Raw genomic sequence first — 22,281 nt, forward strand, 5'->3', positions numbered from 1 at the left:
CCGAAGCTGGCGTCGCGGGATGCGACGCTTCGGAAGAGACTTGCGATTTCCGCCCGTAGTTGTCACCGCACCGGGGACAGCCGGAGGGCGGGATGTGTCGCAGAATTGCGACAGTCAGGCGAGGATACGAAAAAGTCAGTGAGACCGGTGAACGTCCAGGCGGTTGAGCTTGCGGTGAAGCGTTGCGCGGCTGATGCCAAGCGCCTGAGCCGCCGCCGAGACATTTCCGTCTGCCCGCGCCAGCGCCCGCTGCAGAACCCCGCGCTCCGCCTCGGCCAGGACTTCGGGGCCGCTCTCGCCCCAGCCGAGCAGATCAGTCGCGGGCATCGGCTTGTCGAGACACTGTTGCGTAATGCCAAGCGCCAGGCGGGCCGAACGGGTCGCGCCGACCACGAGGTCGTCGGCGTCGACGGCGATCAGCGCGCCGGAACCTTTGTCGCTCACCGGCGCCAGCAGGATACGCGCCTTCGGGAATGCCATCTTGAAGTTCTCCGCCTCGATCCGGCGCGCCGCGTCGACCACGGCCACCGAAATGAGATTGGCAAAGGCTTCGGTCAAATCAGCCCGGCAGGACGACACGTCAAGTGCGGCCACAAGATCTCCCCGGTGATCGTAAATCGGTGCGGTGGTACAGCTGAGCAACGTGTTGCGCGTGTGGAAATGTTGGTCACGGTGGATTGTCAGCGTGCGCCGCTCGACCAGACAGGTGCCGATCCCGTTGGTGCCTTGGCTTTCCTCATTCCAGACGGAGCCAGTCCACAAACCCCAGGAACGAAACGTCTCGTCATCAACGGCTGCTCCGCGCCGTTCGACCGGCACGCCGTCACCATCGGCGAGCAGGACACAGCATCCAACGCCGCCAACTGCAAGATAGAGACGGTCGAGACTCGATTGGGCAGCTCGGACGAGCGGTTCGATGCGCTGTCGGGCTTGTCCCAGTTCGGCCTCCGTTAGGTAACGTGGGGGGCTGCAGTCAGCTGGATCGAGCCGATGCAAATTGGAAGACCGTCGCCAGGAGGCAACCAGCGCGGACTTCGCTGCAGCGTCCGAGGTAATCGCGGCCTGGATGCGGTCGGCATGATGGCCGTATAGATCTTCGCCCATGCTTAGTCCTCCCAACCCTGTGTCTTTCCTCCTGATCTGCCGGTCTGCGGTTCCCGTAGCACATAGTCAATTCGTCGAAAGAAGCAGAAAGCAGATGTCTTCCTGTCGCCTGTCTTTGAGCAATTCAAGGTTACCCATCGAGAAAGAGCCTACCGACAGATTGCCGCGCGTTCATTGATCGGGAGCAAATCGGAGCATCTGCTGCTGTCGAAAATGTTCGCCGGCCTTGAACGGCTCGTGCGGATGCCTGATGCGATCAGATAGGCTGTCGACCAGCCGATGAGCAGGGAACCCGTTCACGCCCTCGAGTGCCGCTGGATACGCCGCGCATGGGCGGGCACGATGTCGCCGTAGCCAACCATCGAGAAAGTGATGGTGGAAAAGTACAGGGCGGTTTCGAAGTCGGCGAAGATGTTGAGCAATCGGTATGGCGTTACGGGACCATGTGGAACGATACGGAAGATTTCCGATTTTGGCCCACCAAAAGCTCAATAAAATCAACGATTTTAATACGCCTTCCGGGCCCACCATCCAGTCCAGCCGATTTTAGGGTTTTTCGGCCGTCTCAGAATAGCTCTGACATTTCCGTGGGTTAGCGCCGAATAGTTGGCAACACTTGGCTGAGACGCAGCAATGAGCGCCCAGAACACTGACTGTTGGTCCGCAGGGGAATCCACATTTCACCCTCCATGTTGCTGACCGCTCCGACCATCGCTCCCCGTTTTATAGCACCGACCTGGTCGCTGCATTGTGTGCAGGAGTTCCATCGCGCTGGATAAGCTTGGCCAAACAATCCGCAGCGCGGGTTCCACCCATACCGAGGTCGCGAACGCTGCTCATGTGATCGGCGCCGGCGATGATGGTTTGAGAGACATGTAGCCCCTGTTTTCTCAGATGTCTGGCGAATGCCTCGGCCTGGCTAAGAAACGGCGGCGTTTCCTCGCCGCCGATCGCGATCACAACCTCTACTGACGGATCGAAGTCATGTGTCAGAGGCGACAAATTGGTGGCCTCCTCATCCGTTATAGCGATCTCGGTGGCAAGGAACGAGGTCTGCAGAGGCTTCAACTCATACAACCCACCAAGGAGCAGCGCGCCTCGGATGTCTGACGATAGGCTCGGATCATTGAACAGCATGGTGGCGAGCTGAGCACCGGCGGAGTGGCCGCTGACAGTCAGCCGGCCGGGATCGCCCCCATGGTCAGCGATGTGCTCGAGCACCCATCGCTTGGCGCGGCGCACCTGATCGACGATCGCGGCCATCCGCACCGCAGGCATCAGCGCGTAATCGACAATGACCGCGATCGCACCTGCGCGAGTCACCGTGTCGGCGACGTAGGAGTAATCCCGTTTGGAGAACATGCGCCAGTAGCCGCCGTGGATGAACATGTGCACCGGCAGGCGGTCCCGTTTGCCCAAGGGAAAGAACAGATCCACTGTCTCCGCGGCGTCGGGTCCGTAGGCGACATCGACGACCATTGGAACGTTCGCCCTGGTAGCCTCGCTTCTGCGCACGATGTCGGCGACGATGTCGTCGAACTCGACCACATGATCGCGAATGCGAAACGGATCTTTGACGTGTCCGCTCACAGGGTCACGGCGATGTACTTCGCCTCCATGAACTCGGCAACGCCGTACTTTTGACCACCTTCGCGGCCCAGCCCGCTCTGCTTGACCCCGCCGAATGGAGCCGCCGGATCCGACATCAGTCCGCGGTTCAGGGCGATCATGCCCGACTCGATCTTCGATGCCACACGCATCCCCCGAGCCAGGTCACGCGTGTAGATGTAGGCCGCCAGACCGTATTCAGTGTCATTGGCCTTTGCGATGGCATCCGCCTCGCTGCCGAAGCGCATGACCGGCGCCACCGGACCGAATATCTCCTCATGTACCATTGCCGCGTCGACGGACACGTCGCGAAGCACCGTCGGTGGGTAAAAGTAACCTTTGCCCTCGGTGATCGCTCCACCGCACAGAACCTTGGCGCCACGGGCAACCGCGTCCTGGACGAGCCGGTCGATCTTGTCCACGGCCTTCCTTGTGATCATCGGACCACACTCGGTTTCCGAATCTATGCCAGGGCCTATTGTGAGCGCGGCCATGCGTTTGCTCAACCCATCGGTGAAGGCATCGTGGATCCCGGCCTGCACGTAAAGGCGGTTGGCGGCGGTGCAGGCTTCTCCGGCGTTGCGCATCTTGGCAACCATCGCCCCGTCGAGCGCCGCTTCCAGGTCGGCGTCGTCGAAGACGATGAACGGTGCGTTGCCGCCAAGCTCCATGGAACAGGAGACGACGTGTTTTGCGGCCTCGGCGAGGAGCACGCGGCCGACGCCTGTCGAGCCGGTGAAGGACAGTTTTCGCACGCGTGGATCGGCCAGCATGGCCGCCGTCACCGGCCCGGGGGTGGAGGTCGTCAGGACGTTGACGACGCCGGGCGGCACACCGGCTTCCTCGTAGAGTGCAGCAAGCGCATAGGCCGTCAGCGGCGTCTCGCTGGCGGGCTTCAGGATCACCGTGCAGCCGGCCGCGAGCGCCGGAGCGATCTTGCGTGTCGCCATGGCGGCCGGGAAATTCCATGGCGTGATGAGCACGCAGATGCCGATGGGCTGGTAGTCGACAATGATCCGGTTCGCGCCTGAGGGCGCGAGCCCGAACTCGCCGCTGATGCGGACCGCCTCCTCGGCGTTCCAACGAAAAAACTCCGCGGCGTAGGCGACTTCTCCGCGCGCATCGCGCAGCGCCTTGCCGTTCTCCAGCGAGATCAGCGCAGACAACGTCTCCGCGCGTTCGATCATCAGTTCGAAGCAGCGCCGCAGGATTTCCGAACGCTTGCGTGGCGAGGTCTCGCGCCAGCCGGCCGCTGCCTTCGCGGCCGCATCGACGGCAGAGGCGGCGTCAGTGGGCGTGGCATCGGGAACCGCCGCGATCACGGCTTCGGTCGATGGATCGACCACTTCGATCACGCGGCCCTCCGATGAGGGCCGCCAGCGTCCGCCAATGTAGAGACCGTGCGAGACCGTGGCGTAGTCGAACATGTCTTGATCCTCGTCGGATATGCCTGCGGCAATGTTCATTAGATGAGCTCCTGGTCGATCACATCATGGTGGCGGACATGTCGCCGTCATAAGCAGCCCTGACCAGCCGTCGCATCGCGGCGAGGTCGAAGGGACGGGGATTGTTCTTGATCAACCGGCCTATGCCGAGCGCCTGCTCGGCCGTCCAATCGATCTTGTCCTCGGCAAGGCCAAGTTCGGCCAGGGTCGGTGGGATGCCGATGGCGCCAAACAGCCGGCTCACCTCCCGGATGGTGGCGTGCGCCCATGCATCGGCACCGTCGCCGCTCTTAGGGGGAAGGCCGAGGGCAGCGCCGACTTCGGCAATCTCTGCGGCCGCGGCGGCCAGGTTGTAGTTCATCACATAGGGCAGCATGGTGGCGACGCCCAGACCATGCGCAGTATGGGTAAGCGCGCCGACAGGATATTGCACCGCATGGGCGGCTGCCGTTCCCGCCGTGCCGAAGGCGCAACCGGCGGCCAGCGCTCCCATCATGACATCGGCGCGCGCATCCTCGTCCGATCCGTCGCGATATGCCTTTTCGAGACTGCGGCCAAGCAGCCTGATGGCCAGAAGTGCGAAATGATCGGTCAGAGCGCTCTTGCCGACGAAGACATGCTGCTGCGGCAAATGAGGATCAGCGCCGCGCTTGGCGGCGGTGAAAGCCTCGATTGCGTGCGTCAGCGCGTCGGCGCCGGCGATCGCCGTCAGCGAGGGTGGACATGTCGCCGTCAGGTCCGGGTCGCAAAGCGCCACGACGGCGATGAGATGAGGGCTCGCAATACCCACTTTCAGCGTCCGATCCGGATCGGAGATCACGGCGACGGGAGTCACCTCGGAGCCGGTCCCGGCCGTGGTCGGCACGGCGATCACGGGAAGGGTAGGACCTGGTACCTTGAACTCGCCATAGTAATCCTCGAGCCTGCCACCATGGCTGAGCAGAAGTGCTGCGCACTTGGCCATGTCGAGGCAACTGCCGCCGCCGATTCCGATCACCATGTCCGGCTCGAAATCCTTCGCTTCCGCAATGCAGGTGGCGACGCTGTCGCGGGGCACATCCGGCAGCGTTCGGTCGTAGACCAGCATGTCTATCGCCGCGTTGTGCAAGCCAGCAAGAATTTCGGCGAACTGCGATGTCGCTGCAAAACGCTCGTCGGTACAGACGAACGCGCGCCGCCCATATTTGGCGGCAACGGCAGGCACCACATGGCGCTGGCCTTTGCCGAACAGGATCTCGCGCGGCAGGCGCGCCGCTGCAAACAAGGTCATGCACAGGATCCTTCGAAGACGGATGGGGAGCCAAGTGAATTGGCTTCGTTCCGGAGACCGGCCTTGACGTTCCGGTTCATTCTCATGCAGTATCCTCTATAAGATCGTATAGGATATAGGATTGAATTGAGCGGAGCATCATGTTAGTGGGTGCTTCTGTCAAGAGGCAAAACGATGCAGAACACGGACCTGACGGTTGACAATGAAGCCCGCGCGAGCGGCCGAATCCAGCGCGCCAACAGCCTTGCCGGCGACGTTTACGAGGCAATCTTCGCGCAACTGATGTCTTTGAGAATTGCTCCGGGATCGCGCATCACCGTCGACAACCTCGTCAAGGAGTTCAACGTCTCGCATACTCCCATTCGGGAAGCGCTTGGCCGGTTGGAGGGTGAGGGCCTGGTGTTGAAGACCCACCTGATCGGCTATCGCGCCGCCCCGCAGATCACGCGCCGGCGCTTTGACGAGCTTTACGAGCTGCGCCTTCTGCTTGAGCCTGCTGCAGCGGCGAAGGCCACCGCCAGGCTGGACGGCGAGCGCCTTGCCGTGCTGCGGGAGGCGGCTGGCGTCATGGCCCGGCGGGTGGGGAAAGACGAACGCCTACGTTATTCGAACTTCGCCCGTCAGGATGCGATCTTCCACGACAAGATCGTCGAGTTCGCCCAGAACGAGCTCATTCGCGAGACGCTGAATCACCAGCATACCCACTTCCATATCTTCCGCCTGATGTATCACTCCAGGGTGACCGAAGAGGCGCTCGACGAGCACGAGGCCATTCTCGCCGCCTTCTCCGCGGGCGATCCGGGCGCTGCCGAAAGCGCCATGCGTACGCACATCGAGAACTCGCGGGACCGGCTCCTGCCTGCGTTCGAGTAGCAGTTGTGATGTCGGCTCTCCGGGAGACCTTCAAGCTCGGCGCACCGCTGACCACCCAGGCCAACGCCAAGGAATGTTCCCTCGCCGCCCCGTTCTGATCCGATTCGATTCCCAACTGGCGAGGGGCGACGTGCACCTCGCCCTTGAAACAAGCCGAGAGGAAGAGCCATGCCAAGCAAGAAGATCCTGATGTTGACCGGCGAATTCACCGAGGAATATGAAATCTTCGTCTATCAGCAGGCGATGGAAGCGGTGGGGCACACCGTTCATGTCGTGTGCCCCGACAAAAGCGCCGGAGACACGATCAAGACGTCGCTGCACGATTTCGAAGGCGACCAGACCTACACCGAAAAGCCCGGTCACAACGCGCTGATCAACAAGACCTTTGCCGACGCCGAGAAGCAGCTGAGCCAGTATGACGCTGTCTATTGCGCCGGTGGCCGTGGCCCTGAATACATCCGCACCGACAAGCGCGTGCAGGCGATGGTGCGTCATTTTCACGAAGCCAAAAAGCCGATCTTCACGATCTGCCATGGCGTCCAGATTCTGATCGCGGTCGACGGCGTCGTCCGTGGCAAGAAGGTGGCGGCGCTCGCGGCTTGCGAGCCGGAGGTGACGCTTGCTGGCGGCACCTACATCGACCTCTCTCCCACCGATGCTTATGTCGATGGGACGATGGTTTCGGCAAAGGGTTGGACGGCGCTTGCCGCGTTCATCCGCGAATGTTTGAAGGTGCTGGGAACGGAAATCCGCCACGCGTAAACTCCTGGAACCGACGCATTCCTGAGGGGCGTCGGTTCTCTTTAATGGGCGTGGCGCCGCTAATCCATCATTCATCGAACCCAATCAGCGAGCGCATGAGCGTTTCCCTGGCTGAAGCCAGATGCGCGCGGCAGGCCGCCTCGATCCGGGCGGGGTCACGGCTCTCAAGCGCATCGATATAGGCGATGTGTAGTCATAGGGTGGCCAATGGCTTCCGCACCAAACCTAGCATTCTTCGGGATCCTTGTTCGTGGCAGACATGCGTTTGGCGTGCTGGCACTATGCGGGCCTCAACCCGAGGCGAGTTCGGCAAGTTCGTCGGCCGCTTCACTGATACCGTAGGCTGCCGCACGCTCGAGCCACAGGCGACCGGCTACCGGGTCGCGCTCCCCAGCGATACCCCTTGAGAAATAACGCCCGAGCATGAGTTGGGCTTGGCCATGCCCACGTCCAGCAGCGGCTGCATACCATTTCTGCGCTGCCGTTTGGCTGACCGGCACGCCCTGGCCAGCACCATACAGCGCGCCAAGTGCAAACATCGCTCCGGCGTGACCGTCGAGAGCGGCCCGCTCGAACAGCTGCATGGCAACCTTTGGCTCACGTGCGCCCCCGCGCCCGTTGAGCAGCATCTCGGCAAGCGCCACCTGCGCGTCGAGCATGCCGGCATTGGCTGCCCGAGCAAACCAGAGGCGGGCCTGCGATGGGTCGGGCGCCACGCCGCGTCCATCTTGCAGGAGGCGGGCGTACATATATTGCGCCTCGGCGACACCTTCGGCCGCGCGCCTTAGCCACTGCGCCGCTTGCCCCTCGTCCTGGCGGACGCCGACGCCGTTGGCGAAGCAGAGCCCAAGATTGAATGCCGCTATCAGGTCCCCCGATGATGCGGCCGCTTCGAACCATCCGGCAACGCTTGCATGATCATCGGGCTCGCCGGCTCCTTCGAGCACAAGATTGGCGAGATCGACCTGTGCTTCCTGATTGCCGCCATTTGCAGCGGCGCGCAGCCAGCGTGCCCCCTCTTCGAGATCCTGAGCCACGCCGTTCCCCGTCAAATAGAGCGAGGCCAACGCGCGGGCAGCGGCCTGATGGCCCGCTTCGGCCGCCCGCCGGTACCAGTTTGCGGATTCTGCAAAATCCGGCCGCTGCGTCTTCACATAGCGCTCGCCGAGGAGATAGGCGGCCTCGATATTGCCTGCCAACGCAGCACGCCGCATCCACGCCTCTCCAGCAGCAATATCCTGGTCGACAAATGCACCATCAATCAGTGCTAATCCCAACCGGAACTGGGCGGAGGGAAGGCCTTTCTCCGCAGCAGCCTGATACAGTCGAACGGCTGCAGCCATGTCGCGTGCGACGCCCAGCCCGTGCTCGGTAAGGACCGCGAGAAGGTAGATTGCGGTCGGCAGACCGGCGTCGGCGGCGCGTCTTACCTCTTTTGCGACCCTGACCCTGTTTTCACGTTTGCCGCTGCGGGCCAGCGACAGGGCAAAGCCGAGACAGCCCTCGGCGCAGCCGGCGGAAGCCGACTTCTCGTACCATCGGTGCGCTGCATTTGCATCGCGCATCGGTTTGGGGCCGCTGGTGAGTATATAGCCGAGGATCGCCTGTCCCACGGCCGAACCCGCCTCGGCCGCCCTGGTGGCAAAGTCGAACGCGGCCGTGAAGTCTGGTTTGCCCGAGGTATCTGGTTCAAACAATTGGTTGGATTCGGCGCCGTTGCCGTCAGCTTCCTTAGCCACCAGCCCCGTCAAATAGAGAGCGGCGAGGAGCGCTTGCGCATCGGCGCTCCCGTGATTGGCTGCCCGCATCAGCCATCGCGCGCCTTCCATACGGCTCGGCGGCACGCCCGAACCTTCGAGATAGCAACGCGCGACCCGGTACTCGGCGTCGACGATCCCCGCCCGCGCCGCGCTCGCCATCAGCGGAAAGGCTTCTGCGGGCTTGCCGCTGTCAGCGAGCTGGATCGCCCGGCGCAACGCTGCCGCCGGGGAGGCCAGAACAGTAAGCCGATCCAGAATTGTCATCGATCCGAGTCTCCGATACCCCCGTGCGCTACGGCTCCCGCATTGCCTCCTGGCCGATCGGGAGCATCACACCGAGAATGTATTTGAGCACTGTGCGACGGCCGACCTTTACGTCGGCGGTCACCGGCATGCCGGGGCTCACGGTGAAACCGGCAGGCACGCCGTGGAGGGCGACCTGGTCGATGGAAATGCGCGTGCGATAGAACGGCTCGGCGTCGGGCGGCAGCATAGCCAGGGAGCTGTTCGGATCGCGTGCTTGCTCCTGCGCAGAGAAGGAATCGGGGCTAAGCGCCCGCACGGTGCCATGAGCAAGGCCGTATTGCGAATAAGGGAAGGTGTCGAACTTGATAACCACTGGGTCGCCGACATGCACAAAGCCGCTGCTCCGTCCGACGATGTTTGTCTCGATCTCAAGCGGCGCGTTGGCCGGCACCAGCGTAATCAATCGCTCGCCGGACTGCAGGACCGAACCGACCGAGACCTTGGCCACCGACTGAACGATGGCGTCTGCTTCGCTCTTCAGCTCGACCAATTGCTTACGCAGCTTTGCCTTGTTGAGAAGTTCGCGGGCGTCGGACATGCGCGAACTGGCCTCGGACAGGCTCTGTGAAACATCCGCTCGCCAACCCTGAATATAGCCGTCGCGCTCGGCGGCCACCGCTGCCTGCTGCAGCTTCGCGGCTTGCGCGGTCTGCTCGGCATTGCCGAGCGCCCGGGACATTTCAGCGCGATTGTCCTCGGCAAGCAGTGTATTGAGGCGGCTGCCAACCTGCCTTGCTTCGAGCTGCTTGCGCATCTGCTCAATCGAGCCGGCGACCGCGAGCCGCTGGCGGTAGCCATCTGCATCCGATAGCGAACGCGAGATTACGGAACTGAGTTCGTCGCGCTGGCGGTCGAAATTCTCAACCTTGGCATCATAGACTGCCTTGCGGCGCTCAAAAATCGATGCCTGCAGGGTCCAGCTTGGGTCGAGACCGTCATAATCGAAGGCCCGGCCGTCCGCTTCCGCCTTCAACCGCGCGACTTCAGCTTCAAGCGTCGAAACCTGCATGGCGAGCGTCGCCAGATCGGCAGAAGCAAAAGTCGCATCGAGGCGAGCAAGCACTTGACCGGCCTGCACGTGCTGTCCTTCACGAACGTCGATCGAGCGCACGATCGCCGTCTCCAGCGGCTGCACGACCATGTTGGGCGATTTTGACACCACGAGCCCTCTGGCCGTTACGACCTGATCGACCGGTATCAGTCCGGCCACAGCGATCAGCGCGATGACCAGGCTCGCGATGATCCAGACGATGCCGCGCGCCGCCCGCGGGATAGGAGCATTGGCGACAGCCGTCGACGGCCACTGGAACTCGAGCATGGCCGGCGTTGTCGGATCCCTCGCTTCCATCCGATGCCGCCGAGCCGGGAGGGCGATGAGAGAGGTACTACTCATGGGTTACCGGACCTGAAGCGGCGTATGAATTGTGGCATCGTCAAACCAACCGCGGTGGGATGGCGACCGGGCGGCCATGACGGCCGTCGAGGTGCCGGTTTTGCTGCGACCACAGCTGGCGATAAAGCGCGCATCGCTCGAGCAGTGTCGCATGCGGCGCGACGTCAAGGACCTTACCCTGATCCATAACCAGGATGTTGTCGCATTCTGTCAGTGAGGACAGCCGGTGCGAAACGATGATCATCGTGCGCCCGCTGGCGATGCGCATGAGATTGGCGCTTACCACTGCCTCGCTCTCCGGATCGAGCGCGCTGGTCGCTTCGTCGAGGATGAGAATGGTCGGATCGTGGATGAGGGCGCGTGCGATCGCCAGCCGCTGCTTTTGACCACCTGACAAATTGGGCGAACCTTCCTCGATATAGGTGTCATAGCCATTGGGCATGCGCTCGATGAATTCCTGGGCGCCGGCGAGGTGTGCGGCACGCATGGCATCGGAAAGCGTCAGGCCTGGCCGCCCGGCGATGATGTTATCGCGGATCGATCCGCGAAAGAGAAAGTTGTCCTGCAGGACCACGCCGAGCCCTTGGCGGAGATGGCGTAGGTTGATCTCCTTGAGGTCTACGCCATCGAGCTTGAGGAAACCGCTGTAGTCGCGGTTGATTCCCTGCAGGAGGCGCGCGATCGTTGACTTTCCCGACCCGCTGCGCCCCACAATGCCAAACATGCTGCCGGCGGGAATGTGGAAGCTGACCCGGTCAAGCGCCGGTGTCTTCGTAGCGATGTAGCTGAAGGTCAGGTCGCTGAAAGTGACCTCGCCCACGAGCCTGGGTCTCAGGCCGGTGGAATTCGAACTGCTCTCCAGCGGCCGGTTGAGAACCGAGGCCGCCTCGCCGATAGCTGCACCGACCTCTTCGTAGTCTTCAACCAGTCGCGCCAGGCCGACCAGCGGCTGCGCTACGCGCTGGGAGATCATCATGAAGGCGAACAGGCTGCCAACCAGGTAACCCGAGCGGTCGTTCAACGCGAGATAGGCGCCGACCAGCATGGTGCCGAGCACCATGACGCGTTCGATCGGCGTGACCAACGTCTGCGGCCAGCTTGCAAGCTGCCCGAAGGCGAGGCGAGCCTTTCCGGCTTCCGCCACCCGCTCGTCCCAGAGCGCCTTGCGCTGCGGCTCGAGGCCGAGCGCCTTCACTGTCTTGATGCCGACAACAGTCTCGCCAAGCGCTGCCGACTTCCAAGTCTCGGCTTCGACCACTCGCTGGTATCTGCGGCGCAGCGGTTTGAGAAAGGCAAGGATGATCAGCATGATCACGGCCGCGCAAGCCATTACGACCCAGGCGAGCGTGGTGTTGATGTAGAACATGACCGGTACCAGCACGCACAGTGTGATTAGATCCAGGAACGTGCTGAGGAGTTTTCCGGTCAGGAACTCTCGAATACGATAGACTTGGGCCAGATGATACATCGTCTCGCCGGCCGGATGCCGCTCGAAATAATCGAGCGGCAGGCGCAAGAGCCGGCTAAAGACGTGCAACTGCAACTTGGTGTCCAGGCGGGCGCCGACGACGTTGATGATCAGTCGCCGCGCATGGCCGAGAAGTGTCTCATAGGCGAACACCACGGCAATCACCGCAGACAAGAGCAGCAAAGTCGAGATGCTGTTGAACTGCAGCACCTTGTTGACCAACGTCATCACGATGAGTGGCGGCAGGATGGTCAGGATGCTCAGCGTGAACGAGGCAATGGCTATGTCGCGCAGGGGCTGGCTTTCTAGGCGCACCAGTTGGGTGAGCCAGTGAAGGGTGAAAGGCGCATCCGCCGCCACGTGCGACCGTGTCGCGCGCAGCAGAACCGCCTCGCCCGTCCACACCCGCGACAGCCGAAGCTCATCGATGGCGGTGGCCTCACCGTCGTCTGGCGCGTCGGCACTTTTGAGGAAGACGACATTGCGCTCCGCACTCGCTCCGGTCAGGAGGGCCGCGCCGCCATCGCTGAACAAGAGCACGACCGGACCGGTATCCTGGAAGCGCAAGAGGTGCGACCAGCGGATGCGCAGGGCACGCGCCCACATGCCGGCGTTCTGCGCCCATTCGGAGAGATCGGTAGCGGTCGGAACCGAACTCGCTGTCCTGAATTCGTTGGGGTCGAGTTCGACGCCATGATAACGAGCAGCCTGCAGTACTGCCTTGAGGCGTGGCGCGATCTGGTTGCGCTCGGCAGGACCGCCGGGAGGCCGCTGGGCAGCGTTGTGCACGCCGGCCTGGCGCGCTGCATCGTCGACTTCGGAGCTTGCACGGATCGAGACCGGCTGGTTTTCGGCGTTTACGGGCACGTTTACCATGGACTTCTCATCCGGTACGCAGGGCGAGGATTCGAAAACGCCGGGCCGAGGCGTTTCCGCCGAGGTTTCCGGTAACGCAGCACTGTACTCCGAACCGATCCGCCGCGCGACTCTCATGCCGATCCGTGTCTGGAGGTGGTGAACGTGAGAATTCCGCTCTCCCGCGAAGTCCGCACGTACGTTTCATCGATGGTCTCTGGTCATGGTAGCTGACCGTAGTTCGCAAGCCAGGCGCTGCGGGATGATGCTTTGCGAGCCAACAATCTAGAATAATCAGCGCGCGGGCCCCGCTTTCCAGCGAAGCCCGCGCGCCTGTTCTCAATCTGGACCAGTCCCTGTCCAGCTCCATTGCCTACTCACTCATGCGGCTTCAAGAGATCCTTCAGGGACGTCTTGACCGTGTGGTCGTTGCTGGCGTAGCCGGCGCCAGGCTTGGTCTGATCCGAGGTGAGATCCGTGCTCGCCCCGGACGGCTTGTTCTGGTTGTTGCCGAATCCGCTGATCGTCTTGAGGACATTCAGCAGGTCCGTCGTCACCGAAGTCGCCGCCAGGCTGATCAGGTGGCCGAACGAGGTATTGCCGCCGGAACCGCTGTTGCCGTCAGTCGAGCCGGACTGCAGGAATTGCGTAGAGTCCTTCAGCCCGAGCGAGTCGGATGTGACCTTGGCGTGGTTGTGACCAGGGCCGTTTTCGGCATTGTTATTGTTCCCGGAATTACCAGGTGCATCCTGATCTCCATTGCCAAAGCCGTTATTGCCATGGTGGTGATCACCAGTCTCACCGCCCGGGCCGGTCGCTCCGGTCGCACCTGTCGCACCAGCCGAGCCCGTGGCGCCGGTCGAGCCCGTCGCACCTGTCGAACCAGTAGCGCCAGTCGCACCAGTTGCCCCGGTATCACCCGTGGCTCCGGTTGCTCCGGTATCACCCGTGGCTCCGGTTGCTCCGGTATCACCAGTAGCGCCCGTTGCTCCGGTATCACCCGTGGCTCCGGTTGCTCCGGTATCACCCGTGGCGCCCGTTGCTCCGGTATCACCCGTGGCTCCGGTTGCCCCGGTATCACCCGTAGCGCCCGTTGCTCCGGTATCACCCGTGGCTCCGGTTGCTCCGGTATCACCAGTAGCGCCCGTTGCTCCGGTATCACCCGTGGCTCCGGTTGCTCCGGTATCACCCGTGGCTCCGGTTGCTCCGGTATCACCCGTGGCTCCGGTTGCCCCGGTATCGCCAGTAGCGCCCGTTGCTCCGGTATCACCCGTGGCTCCGGTTGCCCCGGTATCGCCAGTAGCGCCCGTTGCTCCGGTATCACCCGTGGCTCCGGTTGCTCCGGTATCACCCGTGGCTCCGGTTGCTCCGGTATCACCCGTGGCTCCGGTTGCCCCGGTATCACCCGTGGCTCCGGTTGCCCCGGTATCACCCGTGGCTCCGGTTGCCCCGGTATCACCCGTGGCTCCGGTTGCCCCGGTATCACCCGTGGCTCCGGTTGCCCCGGTATCACCCGTGGCTCCGGTTGCTCCGGTATCACCCGTGGCTCCGGTTGCTCCGGTATCACCAGTCGCGCCCGTCGCTCCGGTATCGCCAGTCGCGCCCGTCGCTCCGGTATCACCAGTAGCGCCCGTTGCTCCGGTATCACCAGTCGCGCCCGTGGCACCGGTATCACCAGTTGCTCCGGTGTCGCCAGTTGCACCAGTCGCGCCGGTATCGCCGGTCGCACCTGTGGCTCCGGTCTCACCAGTCGCGCCCGTCGCACCGGTATCACCAGTTGCTCCGGTGTCGCCAGTTGCACCAGTCGCGCCGGTATCGCCGGTCGCACCTGTGGCTCCGGTATCACCAGTCGCGCCCGTTGCTCCGGTATCGCCAGTAGCGCCCGTCGCACCGGTATCACCAGTTGCTCCGGTGTCGCCAGTTGCACCAGTCGCGCCGGTATCGCCGGTCGCACCCGTGGCCCCGGTATCGCCAGTCGCGCCCGTTGCCCCGGTATCGCCAGTCGCACCAGTTGCTCCGGTATCGCCCGTGGCTCCGGTGTCGCCAGTTGCACCAGTCGCGCCGGTATCGCCGGTCGCACCCGTGGCTCCGGTATCGCCAGTAGCGCCCGTTGCTCCGGTATCACCAGTCGCGCCCGTCGCACCCGTATCACCAGTTGCTCCGGTGTCGCCAGTTGCACCAGTCGCGCCGGTATCGCCGGTCGCACCYGTGGCWCCGGTATCRCCAGTMGCGCCCGTTGCTCCGGTGTCGCCAGTTGCACCAGTCGCGCCGGTATCGCCGGTCGCACCTGTGGCACCGGTATCACCAGTCGCGCCCGTTGCTCCGGTATCGCCGGTCGCGCCCGTGGCGCCGGTATCGCCGGTCGCACCTGTGGCTCCGGTATCACCAGTTGCACCTGTGGCTCCGGTATCACCCGTAGCGCCCGTTGCTCCGGTGTCGCCAGTTGCACCAGTCGCGCCGGTATCACCAGTGGCGCCTGTTGCTCCGGTATCGCCAGTAGCGCCCGTTGCTCCGGTATCACCAGTTGCACCAGTCGCGCCGGTATCGCCAGTAGCGCCCGTTGCTCCGGTATCGCCGGTCGCGCCCGTGGCGCCGGTATCGCCAGTAGCGCCCGTTGCTCCGGTATCGCCGGTCGCGCCCGTGGCGCCGGTATCGCCGGTCGCACCTGTGGCGCCGGTATCGCCGGTCGCGCCCGTGGCGCCGGTATCGCCGGTCGCACCTGTGGCGCCGGTATCGCCAGTAGCGCCCGTTGCTCCGGTATCGCCAGTAGCGCCTGTTGCGCCGGTATCACCAGTTGCTCCGGTGTCGCCGGTTGCACCAGTGGCACCGGTATCGCCAGTGGCCCCAGTGTCGCCGGTTGCGCCTGTGGCACCGGTCGCACCCGTATCGCCGGTCGCTCCGGTCGAGCCAGTCGAACCAGTCGCGCCTGTATCACCCGTTGCTCCGGTCGAACCGGTGGCACCCGTGTCGCCAGTCGCTCCGGTCGAGCCAGTGGCGCCGGTCGCACCGGTCCCGCCTGAAGCACCCGTAGCGCCGGTCGCACCGGTCCCGCCTGAAGCACCCGTAGCGCCGGTCGCACCGGTCCCGCCTGAAGCACCCGTAGCGCCGGTCGCGCCGGTCCCACCTGAAGCACCCGTAGCGCCTGTAGCGCCGGTCGCACCAGCACCGGTGGCGCCCGTCGCGCCTGTGGCTCCCGTCGCACCCGTCGCACCTGCTCCGGTCGCACCCGTGGCGCCAGTCGCACCCGTGGCTCCGGTCGCGCCCGTGGGGCCTGTCGGGCCTACCTGACTCGTGATGTTGTAACTGCCCCCATTGAAGTCGTTGTTGTTCGTGGGATTGGCAGCACCTTCCGTGAAAACATAAGTATTACCGGCACCAGGTGCAAGTGTACCCATTACGCCGAAGTTGGCGTTGTAAATGGTATAATTGTGGGTAGTTTCAGGTATTGTTATAGTTACAGCAAACGCGAAGACCAGTCCGTTGGTTGCAGATGGAAGTTGGAAGCTACCAACTACTGTGTCAGGATTGAGTGATGTATCTACCAGATAATACGTGTTGACATTGCTGCTATTGCCAGGTCCGGTGATCGTGCCCGTGAGTGTCAGATCGCCTGCTACAAGTATTCCGGTGTAACTTGCCACGCCATCTGAGGTCAGCGGTGGCCGGGGCGTCGTCCCGCTCCCGCCAGCGGACAGTTCCCAAGCGCCACCCAGGGCCGCTGCGCCAACCAGCGACCTCGATGCGCGGACGTCCGCGCCGATGGCCTCTTCCAGCGCTACAATGAAGGCCTCGCCGACATTCCCCGATGCCGTCTCGCAGCTCCACAGCCGCAGTTCGCCGTCCGCGGCGAGCGCCCTGCCGATGTCGGCGAAGTCCTCAGCGCCTCCCTTCAGTGTGGCAGCCGACCATTCTCCTGCAGTGAAGCTGACCCGGCCAGGCGCGCCGTGCGCGATGATGTGCACCGCGTCGAGCCCTTCGTGCCCTGCGAGCACGGCGGCGATCTGCTGCGCCGCCGGCCGTCGGCCATCCAGCACGACAGCCCGGACGTCGGGTCGCACATTGCCGAGAACTGTCTGAAGGTCGGAGACTGAAGGATCGACAAAAAGAATTTCAGAGGCACGGGCCATGACTGGCTCCTGTTGGCTTCGAATTCAATTCAAGGGGAAACCGCCCACCGGCTTTGCCGGCGAGCGGTTGGGACAAGGGGACTTGGGAGAGGTCATCGTCCGGACGGCCCGACGGCGCCGTCGGGACGTTCGAAAGCGGGGCTCTCTACGCGGAGGAAGCTGCAGGCCTGGAAATTCCCGCCATCGTCAAACGTGCCAATCGCAAATGAGCCGGCTGCGGCCGGAACCTTGACGGTGACAGCGACGGCGAGGCTTCGCTTGGCGGCCTTGGGAAGAATGACCTGACCGACGATGGCGCTCTTGGCCGTGTCCAGGATAAAATAAGGCACATTTTCGGTCGTGTCGCCGATGGGCAAGACGCCTCTAACGGCAACTTCCATGACCGCAAACCCCGCTATGAAGCTCATCATGTCCTCCTTGGTCGGCGGCGACTGTGCCGCTGTGTGTCTTGTTTCGTGTCTAGGTTTCTATCGCTGCCGAGAGCCCGCGCTCGCTGAGACCGGTCGCAGCTTCTATCGGCACTCGAGCCGCGCGCATTGAGCAGCCTGCAGCTCCGTGAACCAACCGGCGACGCGCATTTCGACGAGCCGCACGCGCAAGGCTTGACGGCATCTTGGTGCCGCTCGATCGAGCGGCGTCCCACTTGTCTTCACTGAGGGTGTGGAGTTCGCAGGCGTGCGGCGGTCCACAGGGCGCCGAGGAATACCCGTCAATCGCGGGGCAATCCTTGCTGGCGAGAAGGTGCGGATAGTTGAGGGGTTGAGCGAAGCGGAAACCTGCGTCGCGGGCGCATCGTTTCGCACTTGGTATCACACCAACCACAGCCAACTCCCACCACGCGTGTCAACTTGCGAGGGAATCGACTACTTGCTGGGGAACATCAGGTTGGGAAAACGCTGGCCTTGAGTTCAAGGCAGTACGACGTTTTCTTTGCACGCCACCAAACACTCACTGCGCCCTCACGCACGAAGTGACTTGCTCCAGATACTCTCCTGGCTTCGCAGACCGCGCGGACCGACAGGCCTACTGCCCGGTCCGCGGAAACCCTCCTATATATAAGGCATTAGTAAATTATAAAATTAGCAACTTGTAAATAACCTGTTTACGATTTGTTAATTGCGCAACCACGGCTAAGTACCTTGGCAAACATCGAGATGGTGCGCATGCGGCCAAATGCATCGAAAAATCCGGGGCTTAAAGATGCTCCACCTTCGTTAGCGGCGAACCCTTGATATCGCGGCGGAGCTTTTGCGTGAGCCATTGGCCCGATTGGAAGGTTTATTCGCCCCTTCGTCCAAGGCGACCGCGAGGCCCTTGCTGCGATGGGAAGTGCTGGCTAACAATGGATGGCGCTGAGGTCGCGTTTGCAAAGGAAGGGATGAGCGATACTTTGCAACAGAGGTCATGCAAATGGCCGGGGCAGGGGGCAATGCACATGGCGCATGAAGCTCGGACACGTCCGCATCGGAGCGGATCGCTGTCCCAAATGACACCCTGGCACAAATGTGACCGCCTCGGCGCGCAGTCCTGCGGGGAGCCAACAGTCAGCACATGACAAGCGGCAAGCGCCTCTGTCTCAACATGATCGTCAAAAACGAGATGGCGAACCTTCCACGCTGTCTTGGGGCGGTTGTCGACCACATCGACTGCTGGGTCATCGGCGACACCGGCTCGACCGACGGGACCCAGGATTTCGTCAAATCGTTCTTCGCTGCCCGCAACCTGCCGGGCGAACTGCACGAATTCCCATTCCATAATTTTGAGCAGGCGCGCAACGCGGCGCTCGATCATGCCTATGCCTCCCCACTCGCTTACGACTATCTGTTGTTTGACGACGCCGACATGGAACTGGTGGTCGAGGATGCTGGCTTCCGCGAGCACCTCGACGGTTCGGGCTACCGGCTGCTGCAGCGGTCGGATTCCGGCCTGGCTTATTGGAACACGCGGCTGGTCAAGCGCGACGCCGGCGCTCGCTACCACGGCGTGACCCACGAATATCTCGACGTGCCCGGTGGCGTGCAGGAACTGCGCAGCGCTTGGTACAGGGACCACGCCAGCGGATCGAATCGCGTCGACAAATTCGAACGCGATGCCAGGCTTTTGCTGGAGGCACTTGATAAGGATCCGGAAAACCAGCGCTACTGGTTTTACCTGGCGCAATCTTATCGCGATGCCGGGCGGACGGCGGAGGCAGCGGTGGCCTACGCCAAACGCGCCGCCATGGGCGGCTGGGACGAGGAGGCGTGGAACGCCCGATTGCAAGAGGCGCGCTGTCTGCGCAAACTTGGCGACGAGCCTGGCTTTATTCAGCAGGCGCTCGCCGCCTTCAATCAACGGCCGCATCGTGCCGAGCCGCTCTATGACCTGGCCCGGTTCTACCGCGAGAAGGGGATGAACGCCGCCAGCGTACTGTTTTCCGAAGCGGGGCTGGCGATCAGGCGACCGGAGCACGACATTCTGTTCATCGAGGACCACATCTACACGACAGGCCTGCTGGAAGAATTTTCCATTGCGGCAAACTACGCGCGCGATCCCGTGCGCAAGGACCGCGGTTTCGCGGCGTGCAACTGGCTGGCGTTGAACCGGACCATCGGCGACGGCCCCAGGGAACTGGCGTGGTCCAACCTGTTCTTCTATGTCCAGCCGGCCAAGACAGTGATGCCGTCCTTCAACGCACGTCCGGTCGGCTTCACGGCGCCCGATGGCTATCGGCCGTCAAACCCATCAGTGGCTCGATTGGGCGAGCACATCGTGCTCTTGCAGCAAACGGTGAACTACACCTTGGCCGACGACGACCTCCTGTCTGACACGCCTGACGGGCGACCGGTTCACACGCGCAACTTTCTACTTCGACTGAGCGATAAACTCGCCATCCAGTCCGCAAGCGAGATTTTGCCGCCGGTTGACATGCCGGAGCCCGCTAATGGGCGGGTTCTCGGATTTGAGGACATGCGCCTGTTTGCCTGGCGGGATGCGCTGTGGGGCGTCTCGTGCGTGCGCGGGCTGACACAGGAGGGTTGGTGCGAGCAGGTCGTCGCGCGCATCGACGAGAGTGGCGCCTGCCGGCTGGCTGACTGGCGCGTGCTGCATCCGGCCGGACCGCGAGGGCACGAAAAGAACTGGATGCCGCAAGTCAAGCTCGGCATGGTGGAAGGAGCGGCAGACACGCTGCAGTTCATCTGCCTATGCGATCCCACCCGGATCGTCGACGAGCGGGGTGCCACTGTCAGCGAGACCGCTCCCGCGATTGCCGCACAACGATTCAGGGGCGGAACCCAGCTGATCAAATTTGCCGGCGGGTGGCTCGCCCTGATCCATGAAGTACAGTGGCGGACCGCGGAGAAGCGACATTATTACCTGCACCGGTTCGTCTGGTTCGACGAAGCAAACATCTTGCGAAAGGTAAGCCGTCCGTTCTTCTTCGATAAAAAGGGCGTTGAATTCGCCGCCGGGCTGGCGTGGCACCCGGACGAAAAGCGTTTGGTGATTTCCTACAGCGTCGCCGGCAGTGAGTCCTGGATCGCAACCGTCGAAGAGGCGGAGGTGAGGTCGCTCCTGGAGGATGTGGAGAGCCTGCCATCGGGTAAGGCAGATACGCCGTCTGGGTTGACGCTAGCCTCCGTGCATGGCTCTCCGCTGATGGAAACAGGGATCAATCCTTACCGCGCCGACGACGGAGCCGTGGGTGATGCAAGCCTGGCGCCCTCGGAACGCAAGAACCTCGGCGCCGGCGGCATGAAGTCGACCGATGAGATCTTTCATGAGCTGGCGCCGTTTCTGCGCGACGTCGATTCTCCGCTGCAACGACGGGAACGATCTCGCCAGTTCGACGCGCGGATTTCTCCCTTTCTTGACAGCGACAGCACAGCGCTTCCGCAGATCCACTGCTTCTACCAGGTGATGTCGGACAAGGCCGAGCATCGTACCCTCATTGCCGCCACGACCTCGATGCGGGCAGCAGGCCATCCGGTGCGGGTGTGGAGCTACGCACCCGAGAAGCTCGCGTTCCTCGTTCCGCACGGGATCGAAGTCCGCAACGCCGACGACGTCATGCCGCGTGCTTTTTTCGAGCGGATCGTAGCGGGCTCGGAGATCAGGTATTTCAGTGACATTTTCCGTTATGCGGTGCTTTACGAGCATGGCGGGCTTTGGATGGATTCCGACGTCATCCTGCTACGGCCCTTCCCCTTCCGCGGCGATCATTTCTTCAATTTGCAATGGCGCGGATCGCACAAGGGCCACTTCATTTGTGGCAACGTCATCTACGCCAAACCCTACAGCGGCCACCTCAGGGCGCTGTACGAGATGTCGATCTCGCGCTTCCATGATGCCAGCGGCAGGGAGTTCGGCGATATCGGCCCCAAGCTCCTGTCCGACTATATTGCCTCCGACCCAGGAGCCGCGCTGCGGGAATGCGTGTTCAGCCCGATGTTCTTCAACCCGATTGACTGGACGGAGATCGACCGGTTCGAGAAACCGACTGCGGAGTTGGCTGACTATCTGAACGACGAGCGGGTGTTCGGCATCCACCTGTGGACGGCACGCAATGAGGCCCGTCCGGGCGGCGAGGGCGCGCCGCTAATTTCGCAGCTGATCAATCCGCTCGACAGCTTTCCAAGTCTCACAAACCTCGCCGACCGCTTTAACACTGACAAGAACAGGCACACCGGTAACCGACACGCCTATGCCAGGGTTTATGATCGGTTGTTGTCGCCCAGGCGCTTGTCGATGCGGCGGTTGATGGAGATCGGCCTGTGCCGTGGCTTGGCCGAGGGCAATCAGACCGAGACTCCATCCGTCTCGCTGTGGCAGAGCTATTTTCCATTCTGCCAGGTTATCGGGCTCGACCTGACGGATTTTTCGCAGCTCAACAATGAACGGTTCAAGTCGTTTGTCGGGGACCAATCCAAGCTGGACGATCTGCGCCGCGTCGCTGCAAAGCTCGAACCGGAATCGCTCGACGTAATCGTCGACGACGGCAGCCACGCCTCGTTCGACGAGCAGTTGACACTGCGCGAGTTCTTCCCGCTGCTCGCCGAGGGCGGTTGGTATTTCCTCGAAGACCTCGACTGGCAGCCACCAGGTGAGGACCTTGGCAAGATCACGCTGACCAAGACCCTGCTGCGCGAGATCCAGCAGCACGGCAGCTCGCGTTCGGTCGATCCGCTGGGTGTGAGCGCGCTTGCCGATCAATTCGCCGAGATCCTGTTCTTTGACAGTCATTATGAGTTGAACCGGGCGAAGCTGCTGGGTGGCCTGGTTGCTATCCGCAAGGGTCGCGCCGGGCATGTCCGCCGGACGCGGTCTTAA

At 62.7% G+C, this 22,281-nt stretch carries 13 protein-coding genes and 1 pseudogene; 3 read left to right on the plus strand and 11 right to left on the minus strand.

What is annotated here, in order from left to right; genetic code table 11:
- Positions 1–135: 135 nt before the first annotated feature.
- The 5 genes from AC1DXM_RS30280 to AC1DXM_RS30300 form a co-directional block, all read right to left on the minus strand.
- Positions 136–1,104, minus strand: a complete 969-nt coding sequence (locus AC1DXM_RS30280; protein WP_477239007.1) for a helix-turn-helix domain-containing protein — start codon at positions 1,102–1,104, stop codon at positions 136–138.
- A gap of 296 nt (positions 1,105–1,400) precedes the next feature.
- Positions 1,401–1,526, minus strand: coding sequence for an ion channel (locus AC1DXM_RS30285; protein ID WP_477239009.1), 126 nt, complete (start codon positions 1,524–1,526; stop codon positions 1,401–1,403).
- A 301-nt stretch (positions 1,527–1,827) separates the two neighbouring features.
- Complete coding sequence (locus tag AC1DXM_RS30290; protein WP_477239011.1) at positions 1,828–2,694, minus strand: alpha/beta hydrolase; 867 nt, start codon at positions 2,692–2,694, stop codon at positions 1,828–1,830.
- Entirely contained in the window at positions 2,691–4,139 is a 1,449-nt protein-coding gene (locus AC1DXM_RS30295) for an NAD-dependent succinate-semialdehyde dehydrogenase (protein ID WP_477239013.1), read from the minus strand. The genes AC1DXM_RS30290 and AC1DXM_RS30295 overlap by 4 nt, the downstream gene beginning before the upstream one ends.
- A 58-nt stretch (positions 4,140–4,197) precedes the next feature.
- Positions 4,198–5,427, minus strand: coding sequence for an iron-containing alcohol dehydrogenase (locus AC1DXM_RS30300; protein ID WP_477239015.1), 1,230 nt, complete (start codon positions 5,425–5,427; stop codon positions 4,198–4,200).
- A 174-nt stretch (positions 5,428–5,601) separates the two neighbouring features.
- On the opposite strand from AC1DXM_RS30300, the gene AC1DXM_RS30305 reads away from it, so the two are divergent.
- Both AC1DXM_RS30305 and AC1DXM_RS30310 read left to right on the plus strand, forming a co-directional pair.
- Positions 5,602–6,300 (plus strand): GntR family transcriptional regulator, encoded by a 699-nt coding sequence (locus tag AC1DXM_RS30305; protein WP_477239017.1) that lies wholly within the window; start codon positions 5,602–5,604, stop codon positions 6,298–6,300.
- 168 nt (positions 6,301–6,468) lie between these two features.
- The gene (locus AC1DXM_RS30310; RefSeq protein ID WP_112562535.1) at positions 6,469–7,062 is read left to right on the plus strand and encodes a DJ-1/PfpI family protein; all 594 of its coding nucleotides are present in this window, start codon (positions 6,469–6,471) and stop codon (positions 7,060–7,062) included.
- A 290-nt stretch (positions 7,063–7,352) separates the two neighbouring features.
- On the opposite strand, the gene AC1DXM_RS30315 is transcribed toward AC1DXM_RS30310, so the two are convergent.
- From AC1DXM_RS30315 to AC1DXM_RS30340, 6 genes and pseudogenes are all read right to left on the minus strand, one after another.
- Positions 7,353–9,086, minus strand: a complete 1,734-nt coding sequence (locus AC1DXM_RS30315; protein WP_477239019.1) for a tetratricopeptide repeat protein — start codon at positions 9,084–9,086, stop codon at positions 7,353–7,355.
- A gap of 28 nt (positions 9,087–9,114) precedes the next feature.
- Positions 9,115–10,521 (minus strand): HlyD family type I secretion periplasmic adaptor subunit, encoded by a 1,407-nt coding sequence (locus AC1DXM_RS30320; RefSeq protein WP_477239021.1) that lies wholly within the window; start codon positions 10,519–10,521, stop codon positions 9,115–9,117.
- A gap of 40 nt (positions 10,522–10,561) precedes the next feature.
- The gene (locus tag AC1DXM_RS30325; RefSeq protein WP_477239023.1) at positions 10,562–12,865 is read right to left on the minus strand and encodes a peptidase domain-containing ABC transporter; all 2,304 of its coding nucleotides are present in this window, start codon (positions 12,863–12,865) and stop codon (positions 10,562–10,564) included.
- Positions 12,866–13,221: 356 nt separating this feature from the next.
- On the minus strand, positions 13,222–13,401 hold the full coding sequence (locus AC1DXM_RS30330) for a hypothetical protein (protein WP_352558756.1): 180 nt from the start codon (positions 13,399–13,401) through the stop codon (positions 13,222–13,224).
- Positions 13,402–16,521: 3,120 nt separating this feature from the next.
- Positions 16,522–16,971, minus strand: a pseudogene (locus tag AC1DXM_RS30335) (DUF4347 domain-containing protein); the annotation flags it as partial.
- 92 nt (positions 16,972–17,063) lie between these two features.
- The gene (locus tag AC1DXM_RS30340; RefSeq protein ID WP_192250669.1) at positions 17,064–17,378 is read right to left on the minus strand and encodes a hypothetical protein; all 315 of its coding nucleotides are present in this window, start codon (positions 17,376–17,378) and stop codon (positions 17,064–17,066) included.
- 1,144 nt (positions 17,379–18,522) lie between these two features.
- Between AC1DXM_RS30340 and AC1DXM_RS30345 the strand changes: the two genes are divergently transcribed.
- Positions 18,523–22,281: a glycosyltransferase gene (locus tag AC1DXM_RS30345; RefSeq protein WP_477239025.1), complete on the plus strand. Its 3,759-nt coding sequence runs from the start codon at positions 18,523–18,525 to the stop codon at positions 22,279–22,281.

The sequence above is a fragment of the Mesorhizobium sp. P3_A2 genome, from assembly GCF_056403115.1.